Consider the following 15906-nt stretch of genomic DNA (forward strand, 5'->3'; position numbering starts at 1 on the left):
CTGGGGGGTCGTTTTGGGCAGACGGCGGGGAAATTCATCCGGTGGGTGAGATGCCCCGATCGGTGCGCCCGCGGTGCGCTCCCGGGCGGGCCCGCCCTCAGCGCCGTACGTGCCCGTCGCCGGTGACGATGTACTTCGTGCTGGTCAGCTCCGGCAGCCCCATGGGGCCGCGGGCGTGCAGCTTCTGCGTGGAGATGCCGATCTCGGCGCCGAAGCCGAACTGCCCGCCGTCGGTGAAGCGGGTGGAGGTGTTGACGGCGACCGTGGTGGAGTCGACCAGCTGGGTGAAGCGCCGGGCGGCCTGCTGCGAGGTCGTCACGATGGCCTCGGTGTGGCCGGAGGTCCACAGCCGGATGTGCTCGACGGCCTTGTCGAGGGAGTCGACCACGGCCGCGGCGATGTCGTACGACAGGTACTCGGTCTCCCAGTCCTCCGGCGTGGCCTCGACGGCCGTCACCTCGGAGTCCTTGGCGTACGCCATGACCCGCTCGTCGGCGTGCACGGTGACCCCGGCCTCGGCGAGCGCGGCCAGGGCGCGGGGCAGGAAGTCGGCGGCGACGTCCTGGTGGACCAGAAGGGTCTCGGCGGCGTTGCAGACGCTGACGCGCTGGGCCTTGGAGTTGATCAGGATGTCGACGGCCATGTCGAGGTCGGCCTGCGCGTCGACGTAGACGTGGCAGTTGCCGGTGCCGGTCTCGATGACGGGGACGGTGGACTCCTGGACGACCGTGTTGATCAGCGAGGCGCCGCCGCGCGGGATCAGCACGTCGACCAGGCCGCGGGCCCGCATCAGCTCGCGCACGCTCTCGCGGCTCTCGCCGGGCACCAGCTGCACGGCGTCGGCGGGCAGCCCGGCCCCGCCCACGGCGTCGCGGACCACCCGGACCAGGGCGGTGTTCGACTGGTAGGCGGAGGAGGAGCCGCGCAGCAGCACCGCGTTGCCGGACTTCAGGCACAGGGCGGCGGCGTCGACCGTGACGTTGGGCCGGCCCTCGTAGATGATGCCGACCACGCCGAGCGGCACCCGGACCTGGCGCAGGTCGATGCCGTTGGGCAGGGTCGAGCCGCGCACGACCTCGCCGACCGGGTCGGGCAGCGCGACCACGTCGCGCACGTCGGAGGCGATGGCGCGGACCCGCTCGGGGGTCAGCGTCAGCCGGTCGATGATGGCCTCGCTGGTGCCGGCGGCGCGGGCCTTGGCCACGTCCTGGGCGTTGGCCTCGACGATCTCGCTGGTGCGGACCTCCAGTGCGTCCGCGACGGCGAGCAGCGCGTCGTCCTTGGCGGCCCGCGGCAGCGGCGCGAGGTCGGCCGCGGCGGACTTGGCCCGGTAGGCGGCCCGGGTGACGGGTGACATCGAGTCGTACGGCGAGAGCGTGGTCATGGGGGGAAGGGTAGTGCGCGCGGTCCGGCGCCCACCCGCCGTCCCACCCCGCGAGACGGGTCGAAACGGGGCACCGGACGGGCGGGGAGGCGGGGTCAGAACGGGTGGACGCCGACGGGTGTCGCCGGTGCGGGGCCGTACCCCGCGGCGATGCGCTGGTGGTAGGTGGCCCGGTCGATGACCTCCAGGCCGACGATCTCCCAGGGCGGCAGCCCCGCGGTCTGCCGGTGCTCGCCCCACAGGCGCAGGGCGACGGCGGCGGCGTCGTGCAGGTCGCGGGCCTCCTCCCAGTACCGGATCTCCGCGTGGTCGTCGGCGTAGCGGCTGGTCAGCAGGAAGGGGTGGTCGTGCGCGAGCTGTTCGAGCGCCCGGCGCACCTCGGGGAGCGGGGCGCGGGCGCCGGAGACGCTGAGGGTGACGTGCCACAGGCGCGGGGTGTGCTCGGGTTCCTCGCCGCGGAAGCGGTCGCCGGCCGCGACGCTGGTCAGGGCGCGCTCCTCGCCGCCCGCGCGGTTCGCGCCCCGGGCACCCCCGGAGCGTGCGCCCGTACCGCTGCGGGCGGCCGCGCCGCCGCGGGAGGCGGTGCCACCGCGGGGCGCCGCCGTCCCAGGGCGTACTCCGCTCACGACGGCCTCCTTCACGCACACGGCTCGGCCCGGTGGTCGGCCGGGCTTGTCCCTGAGGAAAGTTGAGCAGGCCGCGCGAGATCACGGGGCGGTTTTGCGGAACGTACACCACCGATTCGGGGACGTTTCGACCCATTACGGGTGCAGGATCACCAGATCGTCCCTGTGTACGACCTCACGTTCGTACGCGGGTCCGAGTTCGCGCGCCAGTTCCCGGGTGGAGCGGCCGAGCAGCCTGGGCATCTCCTTGGCGTCGAAGCTGACCAGTCCCCGGGCCACCGCCCGGCCCGTGCCGTCCCGCAGCTCGACGGGGTCGCCCGCGGCGAACTCGCCCTCGACGCCCGCGATCCCGGCCGGCAGCAGCGACTTGCGGCCCTCGACCACCGCCCGTACCGCCCCGTCGTCGAGGACCAGCGCCCCCTGCGGGGTGGAGGCGTGCTGGAGCCACAGCAGCCGGTCGGCGGAGCGGCGGCCGGTGGCGTGGAAGTAGGTGCCGGTGTCGCCGCCGGTCAGGGCGTCGGCCGCGTGCACCGCGCTGGTCAGCACCACCGGGATGCCGGCGGCGGCGGCGATCCGGGCCGCCTCGACCTTGGTGACCATGCCGCCGGTGCCGACCCCGGCCTTGCCCGCGCTGCCGATGTCGACGCCCGCGAGGTCGGCCATGTCCCGCACCTCGGCCAGCCGGGAGGTGCCGGGCCTGCTCGGGTCGCCGTCGTACACGCCGTCCACGTCGGACAGCAGCACCAGCAGGTCGGCGCGGACCAGGTGGGCGACGAGGGCGGCGAGGCGGTCGTTGTCGCCGAAGCGGATCTCGTCGGTGGCGACCGTGTCGTTCTCGTTGACGATCGGGAAGGCGCCCATCGCCAGCAGCTTGTCCAGGGTGCGGGAGGCGTTGCGGTGGTGGGCGCGGCGGCTCATGTCGTCGCTGGTCAGCAGCACCTGGCCGACGCGGACGCCGTAGCGCGCGAAGGAGGCGGTGTAGCGGGCGACCAGCAGGCCCTGGCCGACGCTGGCGGCGGCCTGCTGGCGGGCCAGGTCCCTCGGGCGGCGGCGCAGGCCGAGGGGGGCGAGACCGGCGGCGATGGCGCCGGAGGAGACGAGGACGATCTCCTTGTCCGTGCCCCGCACCTTGGCGAGCACGTCGACGAGCGCGTCGACCCGGTCGGCGTCCAGGCCGCCCGCCGCGGTGGTCAGCGAGGAGGACCCGACCTTGACGACGATCCTGCGGGCCTCGCCCACGGCCTGCCTTGCCCCTGCCACGGCCCCGTCCGCCTCTCCCGTCGACACGCGCCGATCCCTGCGCTCGCCAGGCAATCTACGCGAAGGGGAACCCGCGCCGCACCGGAGTTCACGCTGCGGACGCGGGGCCCAAACCCCGGTCGGCTGCGCGCCGTGCCGGGGTCCGGTGGGCAACACGCGCGTGTCGTCCGGCGGTCACCGGGCGTTAACCCGGTTGTCCGATGCGCGACGAGCCTGGAGCGACCGCAGTGCCCCTACCCCTGCCCCGCCGCCGTCTCCCCCGCCCGCCCGGGCCCTCCCGGCGGTCCGGCCGCCTCCGCGTCGGCCTGCCCGGGCGGCGGACCGCCGTGAAGCTGCTGGTCCTGGGCGTGCTGGCGGCCGCCTTCGCCGCCCAGGCCCTCGGCGCACTGCTGCCGCACGTGCCGCTGCTGCTCGCGGCGAGCGCCGGTTCGCTGGCCGCCGAGGGGGCGCTGTACCGGTGGCAGCGGGGCATGGTGTCGCTGTTCGCCAAGTCGCACGCCGATGTCACCGTCCGGCACGTGCTGCGCGACCTGCTGCTGGTGGTGGGCCTGCTGCGGCTCGGGGAGCAGCACCGCGAGGGGGCGTACGCGCCGCTCGTCGCGGGGCTGCTCGTCTTCTACGCGCTGCACTGGGCGATCCAGGCGGTGTCCGTCCTGGTCCGGCGCACCCGGACGTTGCCCGTGGTGACCCGGAACATCGACGCCTCCGCGCTGCGGCTGACTCCGGCGCCCCCGGTGCTGCTGCGCCGCCCCGGGCACCGGCTGGCGGTCTTCGGGCTGCCCGCGACGGCCGGGCTGCTGGTGACGGCGGCGACCGACGCGCCGGTGTACGGGGCGGGTGGGCTCGCGCTGTCCCTGGCGCTGGCGCTGACGGGTCTGGGCGCGCTGCTGCTGCGGCTGCTGCCCGGGCGCGGGCCCGCCGGTGAGCAGGAGGTGCTCGACTGGTTCGAGGCGTGGCTGAACCGGTACCGGCCGACGGTCGGCCTGTACTTCTCGGGCGGGGCGTCCTCGGCCTACCAGGCGAACATGTGGCTGGAGCCGCTGGCGCGGCTGGACGAGCGGCCGGTGATCGTGCTGCGGGAGCGGCACATGGTGCAGCGGATCGCGGCGACCGACATCCCGGTGGTGTGCCTGCCGAAGGTGTCGACGCTGATGCGCCTGGAGCACTCGACGCTCCGCGTCCTCCTGCACCCCTCCAACTCCGGGAAGACCTCGCAGGTCCTGCGCATCCCGACCATCAAGCACGCCTTCGTCAACCACGGGGAGAGCGACAAGCTGTCCTCGTGCAACCCGTACGCGAAGGCGTACGACGAGGTGTGGGTGGCGGGCCCGGCGGCGCGCGAGCGGTACGCGCTCGCGGAGGTCGGTGTAGAGGACAAGGACGTGGTGGAGATCGGCCGCCCGCAGCTGGACGCCGTACGGCCGTACGCGGGTCCGCCCGCGCCGGGGGCGTTCACGACCGTCCTGTACGCGCCGACCTGGGAGGGCTGGGACGGCAACCCCGGCAACACCTCGGTCGTCGAGGCCGGGGAGAACCTGGTGCGGGCGCTGCTCGCGGACCCGGGCGTACGACTGCTGTACAAGCCGCACCCGCTGACCGGGTCGGTGGACCCGCGGGCCCGGGCCGCCGATCTGCGCATCCGCGAGCTGGTGCGGGCGGCGAACCGGGAGCGGGGCGGTCCCCGCCCGGACGCGTCGGCGGCCACCGCCCTGGCCCGGCGGGCGGCGGAGCTGGACCGGCTCACCGCGGCCGGTTTCCGGTCGGCGGCGGACCAGGCGGAGCGGATGCTGCGGCAGCCGGCGCCGGAGGCCGGGCGGGCGGCGGCCGTGCGGCGGGCCGAGGCCGCGTGGGAGGAGGCGTACTGGGCGTCGCTGCCCGAGTGGGAGCACCAGGTCGTCACGGACGCCCGGCCGCCGCTGTACGCCTGCTTCAACCGGGCCGACCTGCTGATCAGCGATGTGTCGAGCGTGATCAGCGACTTCCTGGCGAGCGGCAAGCCGTACGCCGTCGCCAACACCGGCACGCTGGCCGAGGACGTGTTCCGCAAGTCCTTCCCGACGGTGGCGGCGGCGACCGTGCTGACGCCGGACGCGTCCGGGGTGGCGGGTCTGCTGGCGTCGGTGCGCCGTCCGGAGCCGGACGAACTGGCCGGGGAGCGTGCCGCGTTGGCCCTGCGGCTGCTGGGTCCGGCCGAGCCGTCGTCCCAGGAGCGCTTCGCCGGTGCGGTGCGGAACCTGTGCGAGGCGGCGGTCCGGCACCGGGCCAGGATGGCGGAGCGGCTCGCCACGGAGCTGCCCGTCCCGGGCCCGCGCCGCGAACCCGCCCGGTCGTCCGCCCCGGCGGCCACCCCGTCCGCCGCCCCCGCCACGGCGCCCTCCGCGGCCCCGGAACCGCGCGGCCGCGCCTGAGCGCCGTCTGCGGGCCGTGGCGTGCGCCACGCCTGTCACAGCCTGGTCACGAATCACGCCTTCGGGGAGGGCCGGTCCGGCGCTCCCCCGGTCTCCGCCGGCACCGGCCCGGACACGCGGCCGGTGCCTCACCGGACGGGTCGGGCACCGGCCGCGGCCCGACGCGTCGTCCCCGGCCGGACCCGCGCCCCCGTGCCGGGTGCCGGCCGTGACCAGCCAGCTCACCGCAGGACCTGCCGGGCCCGCGTCGCCGGGTGCGCACGCGTCGAGGGGCCACGGAAATCGAGTCGGGCACATGGGGCGGAAACCGGCGCAAGTCGGTAAAGGGGACAGCGGGACCGAATGTGAGGAAGTTCTCCAGCCGCTTCCGCGCGACCCATTCGGACGACCGGTCCGGCCATTTCCCGCTGTGGCGGGGCACAGGGTGTCCGGCTACCGTGCCCGCGGAAACTCCGCGTGAATCCTTTACGCTGATGCGGCGGCGCGCTCCAGGCCCGAGCGGTGTCCGGAGCGCGTTCCGGCCCCAGCCCGCGGTCCCGTGGTCAGTTCTCGGAACAGGTTGTAAGGATGCCCAAACTCTCTCTCGTTGTCCCCGTGTACAAGGTGCAGGGCTATCTGCCCGAGTGCCTTGACTCCATACTCGGGCAGGACTGCACGGACTTCGAGATCATCGCGGTCGACGACTGCTCGCCGGACGGGTCAGGGGCCATTCTCGACGAGTACGCGAAACGCGACGACCGGATTCATGTGATTCACCTCACGGAAAACGTGGGTCTGGGACGCGCGCGCAACGCCGGACTGGAAAAGGCCACCGGCGATTACGTGTTGTTCCTGGACAGTGACGACACGTTGTCGGACGGTGCGTTGTCGGCCATTCGGGACCGGATCGAGGCCACGGGCGATCCCGAGATCCTGATCTTCGACTACGCGCGCACCTACTGGGACGGCCGCGTCCGTCCGAACCTGCGGGCCGAGCTGCTGAAGGAGAAGGGCCCGGACACCTTCTCCCTGGCCGACCGCCCCCAACTGCTCGACCTGCTCCAGATCGTGTGGAACAAGGCGTACCGGCGCGACTTCGTCGCCCGGACCGGGCTCACCTTCCCGCCCGGGTACTACGAGGACGCCCCCTGGACGTTCTGCTCCCTGATCAGCACCGAGCGGATCGCCGTCCTCGACCGGGTCTGCGTGCACTACCGGCAGCGGCGCGAGGGCGGCAACATCCTCAAGACGGTCAGCCGCAAGCACTTCGACGTCTTCGACCAGTACCAGCGGGTCTTCGACTACCTCGACGCGCACGAGGAACTCGCCGAGTGGCGCGGCCCGTTGTTCCGCAAGATGGTCGACCACTACCTGACCGTCCTGGAGCGTCCGGGCCGCCTGCCGCAGGACGCGCGCGCGGAGTTCTTCCACCGGGCCTCGGCCGACTACCGCGCCCGGATGCCGAAGGGCTTCACCCGCCCCGGCGGCGGCCGCGGCCACAAGTACGGGATGCTGGAGCGCGACGCCTACACGACGATGGTCAGCGCCCTGGCGGCGGTGAAGTTCCGCCAGCAGGTCAAGACCCGCACCCGCACCGCGCTCAACCGCTCCAAGCGCGGCGCGATGGGCGCCTTCTACCAGTCGCAGCTCAGACTGCCGCTCGACGACAACCTGGTGCTGTTCTCCGCCTACTGGAGCCGCAGCGTCTCCTGCAACCCCGCCGCGATCGACGCCGAACTGGCCCGGCTGGCCCCGCACATGCGCCGGGTCTGGGCGGTCCGCGCGGACAACGCGGACCGGGTGCCCAAGGGCGTGCAGGTCGTCCGGGTGGGCTCACGCGAGTACTGGGCGGCCCTGGCCCGCGCCAAGTACCTGGTGAACAACGTGAACTTCGCGGACTCCGTGGTCAAGCGCGAGGGCCAGATCCATGTGCAGACCCACCACGGCACACCGCTGAAGACGATGGGCCTGGACCAGCAGAAGTACCCGGCCTCCACCGACATGGACTTCGAGAAGCTCCTGGAGCGGTGCGACCGCTGGGACTACAGCATCAGCGCCAACCAGTTCTCGACCGTCGTCTGGGAGCGGGTCTACCCCTGCTCGTACACCACGCTGGAGACCGGCTACCCGCGCAACGACGTCCTCGTCAACGCCGGCTCCGAGGACGTGCGCGCGGCCCGCGCCGCGCTCGGGCTGGCCGACGGCACCAAGGCGTTCCTGTACATGCCCACCCACCGCGAGTACCAGCCGGGCTTCACCCCGCCCCTGGACCTGGGCAGGTTCGCGCGCGAACTGGGGCCGGACGTGACCCTGCTGGTGCGCGGCCACTACTTCTACGGCAACTCCTCGCACGTGAACGAACTGCGCCGCACCGGCCGCGTCGTCGACGTCTCCGGGCACGCCCGGGTGGAGGAGCTGTACCTGGCGGCCGACGCCCTGATCACGGACTACTCCTCGGCGATGTTCGACTACGCCGTCCTGGACCGCCCGATCATCAGCTACGTCCCCGACTGGGACGTGTACTCCGCGGTGCGCGGCACCTACTTCGACCTGCTCCAGGAGCCGCCCGGCGCGGTCGCCACCACGCAGACGGAGCTGCTGCGGCTGCTCTCCTCCGGCGCGTACGACAGCCCGGAGACGACCGGGCGCCGGGACACCTTCCGCCGGCGTTTCTGCGAATTCGACGACGGACACGCAGCCGAACGGGTGGTGCGACGCGTCTTCCTCGGTGAAGAGAGCCTGCCGCCCGTCGTCCCCTTCGACGAACGCCACCACGCCCCGACCCCCGCCCAGGCGCTCGAACTGGTCGAGCGGGCCTGACCCCGAAAGGAGATCACCAAGCCATGGCCCCTCGGCTCAGTGTCATCGTCCCCATCTACGACGTGGAGCGTTACCTCCCCGCCTGCCTGGACTCGCTCGCGGCGCAGACCTTCCGCGACTTCGAGGTCGTGATGGTGGACGACGGTTCACCCGACGGCTCCGCCGCCATCGCCGAGGAGTACGCCTCCCGCGACCCGCGCTTCAAGCTCATACGCAAGGAGAACGGCGGTCTCGGCGCCGCCCGCAACACGGGCATGGCCCACCTGGCGCCCGAGTCCGAGTTCCTGACCTTCGTCGACAGCGACGACCTGATCCCGCCGGACGCCTACCGGCTCATGGTCGGCAGCCTGGACGAGAGCGGCTCGGACTTCGCCACCGGCAACGTCTACCACCTCAGGGGCGAGAAGTCCTGGCAGGTGCCGCTGATGCGGATGCTGGCCGGCGAGGCCCGGCTGGGCACCCACATATCCCGGTACGCGAAGCTCGTCGCCGACCGCATCGCCTGCAACAAGGTCTTCCGCCGCACGTTCTGGGAGAAGAACGGCTTCGCCTTCCCCGAGGGCCGGCTGTACGAGGACACCCCGGTCACCATGCGGGCCCACTACCTGGCCGAGAGCGTCGACGTCATCTCGGAGCCCTGCTACTACTGGCGGCTGCGCGAGGGCGAGTCCGCCCCGTCGATCACGCAGCGGCGCACCGACCCGGCGGGTGTGCGCGACCGGGTCACCTCCGTGATGGAGATCAGCGCCTTCCTCGCCGAGCAGCCCGGTGAGACCTACGCCCGCCTCAAGCGCGAGTACGACACCCGTGTCCTCCGCGACGACCTGCGGCTCTTCCTCAACGTGGTGCCGGACGGCGACGAGGAGTACCGGGCCGAGTTCCTGCGTTCGGCCAACCGCTTCCTCGACAGCATCGACCCCAAGGTCGTCATGGACCTCCCGGCCGAACTGCGCGTGCAGTGGCTGCTGGTGCGCAAGCACCAGATGGAGGAGCTGATCGCCCTGCTGGCCGGCCAGCGCCGCAAGGAGACGCCGGAGGTCAGCGGCCTGGTCCGCAAGTACGCCTCCTTCCCCTCGCTGGAGGGTGCGGACCTGCACCTGCCCAAGGGGGCGCTGCGCATCGACCAGCACCTCAACATGCGCGCCCCGCTGCAGGAGGTGAGCTGGTCCGGCGGCAAGCTCGTGCTGTCCGGCAACGCCTGGATCGACAAGATCGACCTGCCCACGCGCAAGGCCTCGGTCAAGGTGCTCCAGCTGCGCAAGGACCGCTCCCGCCGCCGCATCCTGCTGCCGGCCCGCAACCTGCCGCGTCCCGAGGTCACCACCGACTCCGGCCAGGACCGCTACAACTACGAGTGGGCCGGCTGGGAGGTCACCATCGACCCCGCCCGGCTCCGCAAGGGCGGCGAGTGGCAGGAGGCCGTGTGGCACGTGGGCCTGGGCATCTTCGCCTCCGGCCTGGTGCGCCGCCACGCGGTCCACTCCAGCGGCGGCGCGGCCTGCAACTTCCCGCCGTACCACTGGCTGAGCCCGGACTTCCGGATGCTGCCGTCCGTGGAGCGCGGGGCGCTGAAGCTGCGGATCGAGAAGGTCCGCGCCCTGATCACCGGCCGCACCCTCGAGGGCGACCGGATCAAGGTCACCGGTGAGATCCGCGAGTCCCTCGCGGCGGACGAGCAGGTGGTCCTGCGGGTCAAGAACCAGAAGGGCGCCGAGACCCTCGAGTACCCCGTCACCGTGGAGCGCACGGGCGCCGGGCAGGCATTCTCGGTCGAGGTGCCGATCGCGGACGTGGCGCTGATCTTCCACGAGGGCGTCGACGAGAAGGCCCAGCCGGAGAAGCGGACCTGGTCCACGGTGCTGGTCGCGACCGACGCCGGGGGCAAGGAGCGCCGCTTCGGCACCGTGATGCAGGAGGGCCTGGCCGACGCGGAGTTCGCGCTGCCCACCTCGCTCGGCACCCAGTCGCACCTGGTGGAGCTGGCCGTGGTGGCGGGCCACACCGGGTTCCTGAAGTTCTCCGGCCGCACCCGCCGCGCGGTGATCGACACCGCCACGGTGCGCGACGGCGCGATCGCCTTCACCGGCCACGCCGACCCGCGGCTGTCCGGGTCCCGCTTCCTGCTCAAGCCGCGCAACCGCTACGAGGAGCGCTTCGTCGAGACCCGGTGGCTGGACGGCGGCCGCTTCGAGGTGTCCTTCGACCCCTCCCGCCTCGGCGGCGCGGGCGACGTCCCGCTGCGTGCCGGGCGCTGGAACCTCTTCCTGCGGCCCGACGAGGAGGGCGTGCCCGACGTCCCCTTCGTGACCGACCGGCTGGCCGCGGACTCGTTCCCGGTCCAGGCCGAGCTGAACGGCCGCCGCTACTGGCTGGAGAACCGCTGGGGCGACTTCCCGCAGCTCAACGCCCGTTCCGAGCTGAGCGACCTGGAGCGCGGCCCGTACCGCCAGAAGGAGCTGCGCCGGACGGTGTACGAGCCGCTGTTCCAGCAGCCGCTCAAGGACCAGGTCTTCTACCTGAGCTACAACGGCAAGCAGTTCTCGGACAGCCCGCGCGCGATGTACGAGGAGCTGGTGCGGCGCGGCTCGGACCTGAAGCACCTGTGGGCGGTCCGCGACGGTCAGGTCAACCTGCCGGACGGGATCGAGAAGGTCCGCATGTGGGGCACGGAGTGGTACGAGGCGCTGGCCTCCAGCCGCTACATCGTCACCAACGGCCACCTTCCCGACTGGATCGTGCGCCGCCCGGGCCAGTCGATCGTGCAGACCTGGCACGGCACGATGCTGAAGAAGATCGGGCACGACATCGACACCCTGCACTTCGACCGGCGCTACCAGGAGAAGCTGGCGCTGGAGGCCAAGCAGTGGAGCCTGCTCGTGTCCTCCAACCGCTTCAGCACGCCGATCCTGAAGCGGGCGTTCTCCTACGACGGTGAGATCCAGGAGGCGGGCTACCCCCGCAACGACTACCTGTACACCGCCGACCGGGACGCGATCACGGCGCGGGTGAGGAAGGCCCTCGGCCTGCCCGAGGGCAAGAAGGTCGTCCTGTACGCGCCGACCTGGCGCGACGACCAGTCGCACAGCGCCGGGCAGTACCTGTTCGACCTGCGCATCGACCTTGAGGACGCCCAGCGGCGCCTCGGCGACGACCACGTGCTGCTGATCCGCCGCCACTCCAACGTGGTGGACGCGGTGCCGGGCGCGGGCAACGGCTTCGTGTGGGACGCCTCGGAGTACCCGGACATCGTCGACCTGTACATCGCCGCGGACATCATGATCACGGACTACTCGTCGGTGATGTTCGACTACGCGCACCTGAAGCGGCCGATGCTGTTCTTCACGTACGACCTTGAGCACTACCGGGACACGCTGCGCGGGTTCTACTTCGACTTCGAGCAGGACTCGCCTGGTCCGCTGATCGACAACTCCAAGGAGCTGGTCGACGCGATCCGGGACATCGACCAGGTGCGGGCGGAGTACCAGGAGCGGTTCGACCGCTTCCACCACCTGTTCTGCGACCTGGACGACGGCAACGCGTCCGCGCGGGTCGTCGACCGGATGATCGAGCAGGCCCGGGAGGGCTGACCCGCTGCCGCGCAGGGGAAAGCGAAGGGGGCGGGGCCCGGAGGATCACAATCCTCCGGGCCCCGCCCCCTTGCGTCTCCGGTCGGCCGCTCCGGACGGCTCAGAGCCGCACGGTCTTCACCGCGAGCTGGCAGGCGGCCGTGAAGTAGGGCCGCAGCTCGGTGCGCCGGCGGGTGGGCGGCAGGGGGGCGGGCGTCTGGCCCAGGGCCCGGCGGGACTTGCGCACCGCACGGGTCAGCACGGTCGGCGGCGCGGCCACGGCCTCGCTGATCACCGGGCGGGGGAAGGTGAACACGTTGATCGGCTGGAGGACGTCGGTGCCCAGCTTGGCCAGCGGCACCCGGGGCGCGTCGGGCGCGGTGCGCAGCGACAGGTCCCAGATGACCTCCTTCTCCTCGTCGGCCTCGCCGTGCTCGCGCACCAGGGTGGCGCAGTCCAGGTCCACGGCCACCCAGCCGTCGCCCTCGTCGCGCAGCGGGAAGGTCAGCACCCGCTCCTTGTCCCGGCGGTGCACGGCCTCCACCACGGCGCCCGCGGCGGGCCGCGCGCCCCACAGTTGGGCGCGTACGGCGATGGTCCGCTCGTCGACCCTGACCGGGCCGACCTCGGCGTGCACGTCGCGCAGCGCGCTGCGCAGCCGCAGCCCGCCGTCCTCGTGCAGGTGGGGCAGCAGCAGGGCGAGGGACGGCCCCTGCGGACGCGGCAGTTCCACGGCGAGCAGGTCCCGGGTGTCGCAGCCGTAGCCGTCGGTGGTCAGTGAGACCTCGCGCTCGCCCTCGCGGGTGGCCAGGGCCAGCTCCCAGGTGCCGTGCGGCACCCCGGCGTCCCAGGGCACGACGGCCTCGCCCTCGGCGGAGAACGGGAAGCGGTGCTCCGCGCCGCCGGCGCCGCCCTTGCGCAGTACGAGGTCGGCCTGACCGGCGCTCGGCGGCAGCGTGCCCACGGCGACGTGGACGGAGCCCTCGCGGTCCACCCGGGCGGTGGCGTGGCGGGGCAGCTCCTTGCGGGCGAATGCCTCCTCGATGATGGCCTCGAAGCGTTCGCGGCTGGCCCGCTCGTGGAAGCGCTCGGCGTTGCGGATGCCCGAGGCGCCCATCTTCAGGCGCAGTTCGTCGTCCTGGACCAGGCGCCGGATCGCGTCGGCCATCGCTTGCACGTCACCGCGCGGGACGATCAGTCCGTCCTCGCCGTCGGTGAGGATGTTGCGCGGCCCGTGGTCGGCGTCCGTGGCGACGACGGGCAGTCCGGCGGCCATCGCCTCCACGAGGACGTTGCCGAACGCCTCCCGCTTGGAGGGCAGGACGAAGATCGACGCCTTGCCGAACTCCGGGGTGACGGGCGAGGTCTGGCCCATCAGCAGGATGCTGTTGGAGAGCCCCAGTTCCTCGATGCGGGTCCGCAGCTTCTTCTTCTCGGCGCCGTGGCCGTAGATGCGCAGGGTCCACTCCGGGGCGACGGCGTGGACCTTGGCGAATGCCTCGATCAGCAGGGCGTGGTTCTTGTTGTCGGTCAGGTGACCGGCGGAGACCACCACCTTGTTGGTGCCGCTGGAGCGGATCGTGGAGGCGGGCACGCAGTTGGGCATCACCGCGAGGCGGTTGCGCACCGCGGGCACCTGCCGGGCGAGCGCGGCGACCTCCTCCGGGGTGAGTGCCGTGAGGGCGTGCAGGTGCCGGTAGGCCGGGAAGAGGCGCTGCTTGATGTCCGTGGCGTAGATGGCGGGCATCGAGTGTTCCTGAGTGACCTTCAGGAAGTCACCGGGCGCCTGCGCCAGCATGATCGTGTTGCGCGGGCTGGAGCTGACGACGACGTCGGCGTCGGTGGTGTCGAAGTACTCCAGCAGCCGCAGCTCCGCGAGCCGGCTCACCACCGGCGTCTTGGCACCGGCGTTGAGCGGGTAGATCAGCGGGAACTTGTCGGACAGCGGATTGTCCACGTCGGACACCGGGGAGTGCGGCCGCATGTCGGTGAGGGCCCGCACCTTCACCCGCGGGTCCAGCGGGAAGTACGACTCGTCGCGCACCTTGCGCAGCGCCACGATCTCGACGTCGTGCCGCTCGGCCAGCGCCCCGGCGAGGTTCTGCGTGGCGCTGACCACGCCCCCCATGTGACACAGGTCCCGAACCAGGAATGCGATCTTCACTTTGCGGCTTCTCTCTGCTCCCGGGAGCGGCTGGTCAGGCCGTCCCCCCGCCCCTGACCACGCACGGGTGGTCACATCCTCCTCACAAAGTACACAGAGATGCAGGACAGCAGATCACGGCCCCGACACACCTGTGTAACCCTGTGAACAGCAAGATGCCGCCCGCGGGACTCCGGTTCCACGGGCGGCGTGAGCGGTGCTGTCGCAGGGGCGTCAGAACGGCTCGAAGCCGTCGAACTCCTGCTGCGCCTCGTCCCGTTCGGCCTCGCGGTCCCGGCGGCGCTGCGCGGCGGGGCGGGGCGCCTCGAAGCGGTGGTCCTCGCCGCGGCGGCCGAGCATCTCGGCACCGGCGGTGACCGAGGGCTCCCAGTCGAAGACGACCGCGTTGTCCTCGGGGCCGATGGCGACGCCGTCCCCGTTGCGGGCGCCCGCCTTCATCAGCTTGTCCTCGACACCGAGGCGGTTGAGCCGGTCGGAGAGATAGCCGACGGCCTCGTCGTTGTTGAAGTCGGTCTGGCGCACCCAGCGTTCGGGCTTCTCGCCGCGCACCCGGAACAGGCCGTCCTCCTCGCGGGTGACCGTGAAGCCCGCGTCGTCCACGGCCTTGGGCCGGATGACGATGCGCGTGGCCTCCTCCTTCGGGCGGGCGGCACGCGCTGTGGCGACCAGCTCGGCCAGCGCGAAGGACAGCTCCCTGAGGCCCATGTGAGCCACCGCCGACACCTCGAAGACCCGGTAGCCGCGCGCCTCCAGGTCGGGACGGACCATCTCGGCGAGGTCCTTGCCGTCGGGCACGTCGATCTTGTTGAGGACGACGATCCGGGGCCGGTTGTCCAGGCCGCCGTACTCGCTCAGTTCGGCCTCGATGACGTCCAGGTCGGAGAGCGGGTCGCGCTCGGACTCCAGCGTCGCCGTGTCCAGGACGTGCACCAGTACGCTGCACCGCTCCACGTGCCGCAGGAACTCCAGGCCCAGGCCCCTGCCCTGGCTGGCGCCGGGGATGAGACCGGGGACGTCGGCGACGGTGTAGACGGTCTCGCCGGCCGTCACCACGCCCAGGTTGGGGACGAGCGTCGTGAAGGGGTAGTCGGCGATCTTCGGCTTGGCCGCGCTCAGCACGGAGATCAGCGAGGACTTGCCTGCGCTCGGGTAGCCGACCAGCGCCACGTCGGCGACGGTCTTCAGCTCCAGCTGGACGTCCTGGAGGTCACCGGGCTCGCCGAGCAGCGCGAACCCGGGCGCCTTGCGCCGCGCCGAGGCCAGCGCCGCGTTGCCGAGGCCGCCCCGGCCGCCCTGCGCGGCGACGTAGGAGGTGCCGTGGCCGACGAGGTCGGCGAGCACGTTGCCCGCCTTGTCGAGGACGACGGTGCCGTCGGGCACGGGCAGGACCAGGTCCTGGCCGTCCTTGCCGGAGCGGTTGCCGCCCTCGCCGGGCTTGCCGTTGGTGGCCTTGCGGTGCGGGGAGTGGTGGTAGTCGAGGAGCGTGGTCACCGACTGGTCCACGGTGAGGATCACGTCGCCGCCCCGGCCGCCGTTGCCGCCGTCCGGGCCGCCCAGCGGCTTGAACTTCTCACGGTGGACGGAGGCACAGCCGTGGCCTCCGTTACCCGCGGCGACGTGCAGTTCGACGCGGTCCACGAAGGTGGTCATGGGATGTGCCTCCAGTTACTACGTACTACGAGTTACTACCAGGGGTTAC

The 15906-nt window shown here is 72.2% G+C and carries 8 protein-coding genes; 3 read left to right on the forward strand and 5 right to left on the reverse strand.

Going from position 1 to position 15906, the window contains the following annotated elements; genetic code table 11:
* Nucleotides 1-97: 97 nt before the first annotated feature.
* From IE258_RS09870 to proB, 3 genes are all read right to left on the reverse strand, one after another.
* A complete protein-coding gene (locus IE258_RS09870; protein ID WP_127896497.1) occupies nucleotides 98-1384 on the reverse strand; it encodes a glutamate-5-semialdehyde dehydrogenase in 1287 nt (428 codons plus the stop codon).
* 95 nt (nucleotides 1385-1479) lie between these two features.
* Nucleotides 1480-2010 carry a DUF8830 family protein gene (locus IE258_RS09875; protein WP_087812101.1) on the reverse strand — a complete coding sequence of 177 codons (531 nt, stop codon included), beginning with the start codon at nucleotides 2008-2010 and terminating at the stop codon, nucleotides 1480-1482.
* Between the two features lie 135 nt (nucleotides 2011-2145).
* Complete coding sequence (proB, locus tag IE258_RS09880) at nucleotides 2146-3249, reverse strand: glutamate 5-kinase (RefSeq protein WP_164458587.1); 1104 nt, start codon at nucleotides 3247-3249, stop codon at nucleotides 2146-2148.
* Nucleotides 3250-3470: 221 nt separating this feature from the next.
* Between proB and IE258_RS09885 the strand changes: the two genes are divergently transcribed.
* The 3 genes from IE258_RS09885 to IE258_RS09895 all read left to right on the forward strand — a co-directional run bounded on the left by IE258_RS09885 (nucleotide 3471) and on the right by IE258_RS09895 (nucleotide 12064).
* Entirely contained in the window at nucleotides 3471-5678 is a 2208-nt protein-coding gene (locus IE258_RS09885) for a hypothetical protein (protein WP_308434146.1), read from the forward strand.
* 567 nt (nucleotides 5679-6245) lie between these two features.
* Nucleotides 6246-8477 (forward strand): bifunctional glycosyltransferase/CDP-glycerol:glycerophosphate glycerophosphotransferase, encoded by a 2232-nt coding sequence (locus IE258_RS09890; RefSeq protein WP_189741726.1) that lies wholly within the window; start codon nucleotides 6246-6248, stop codon nucleotides 8475-8477.
* Nucleotides 8478-8500: 23 nt separating this feature from the next.
* Nucleotides 8501-12064 carry a bifunctional glycosyltransferase/CDP-glycerol:glycerophosphate glycerophosphotransferase gene (locus IE258_RS09895; RefSeq protein WP_189741729.1) on the forward strand — a complete coding sequence of 1188 codons (3564 nt, stop codon included), beginning with the start codon at nucleotides 8501-8503 and terminating at the stop codon, nucleotides 12062-12064.
* 100 nt (nucleotides 12065-12164) lie between these two features.
* Here IE258_RS09895 and IE258_RS09900 read toward each other — a convergent pair whose 3' ends face one another.
* Complete coding sequence (locus IE258_RS09900) at nucleotides 12165-14171, reverse strand: glycosyltransferase (RefSeq protein WP_189742626.1); 2007 nt, start codon at nucleotides 14169-14171, stop codon at nucleotides 12165-12167.
* Between the two features lie 249 nt (nucleotides 14172-14420).
* Nucleotides 14421-15857: a GTPase ObgE gene (obgE, locus tag IE258_RS09905; RefSeq protein WP_159329058.1), complete on the reverse strand. Its 1437-nt coding sequence runs from the start codon at nucleotides 15855-15857 to the stop codon at nucleotides 14421-14423.
* Nucleotides 15858-15906 lie beyond the last annotated feature (49 nt).

Source organism: Streptomyces tendae (assembly GCF_014650435.1).
Classification (GTDB): Bacteria; Actinomycetota; Actinomycetes; order Streptomycetales; family Streptomycetaceae; genus Streptomyces; species Streptomyces tendae.

Excerpts from the sequence above, each read along its gene's own strand:
- IE258_RS09870 (WP_127896497.1), bottom strand. The coding sequence starts at position 1,384 with ATGACCACGCTCTCGCCGTACGACTCGATGTCACCCGTCACCCGGGCC.
- IE258_RS09885 (WP_308434146.1), top strand. The coding sequence starts at position 3,471 with ATGCGCGACGAGCCTGGAGCGACCGCAGTGCCCCTACCCCTGCCCCGC.
- IE258_RS09890 (WP_189741726.1), top strand. The coding sequence starts at position 6,246 with ATGCCCAAACTCTCTCTCGTTGTCCCCGTGTACAAGGTGCAGGGCTAT.
- IE258_RS09895 (WP_189741729.1), top strand. The coding sequence starts at position 8,501 with ATGGCCCCTCGGCTCAGTGTCATCGTCCCCATCTACGACGTGGAGCGT.
- IE258_RS09900 (WP_189742626.1), bottom strand. The coding sequence starts at position 14,171 with ATGGGGGGCGTGGTCAGCGCCACGCAGAACCTCGCCGGGGCGCTGGCC.
- obgE (WP_159329058.1), bottom strand. The coding sequence starts at position 15,857 with ATGACCACCTTCGTGGACCGCGTCGAACTGCACGTCGCCGCGGGTAAC.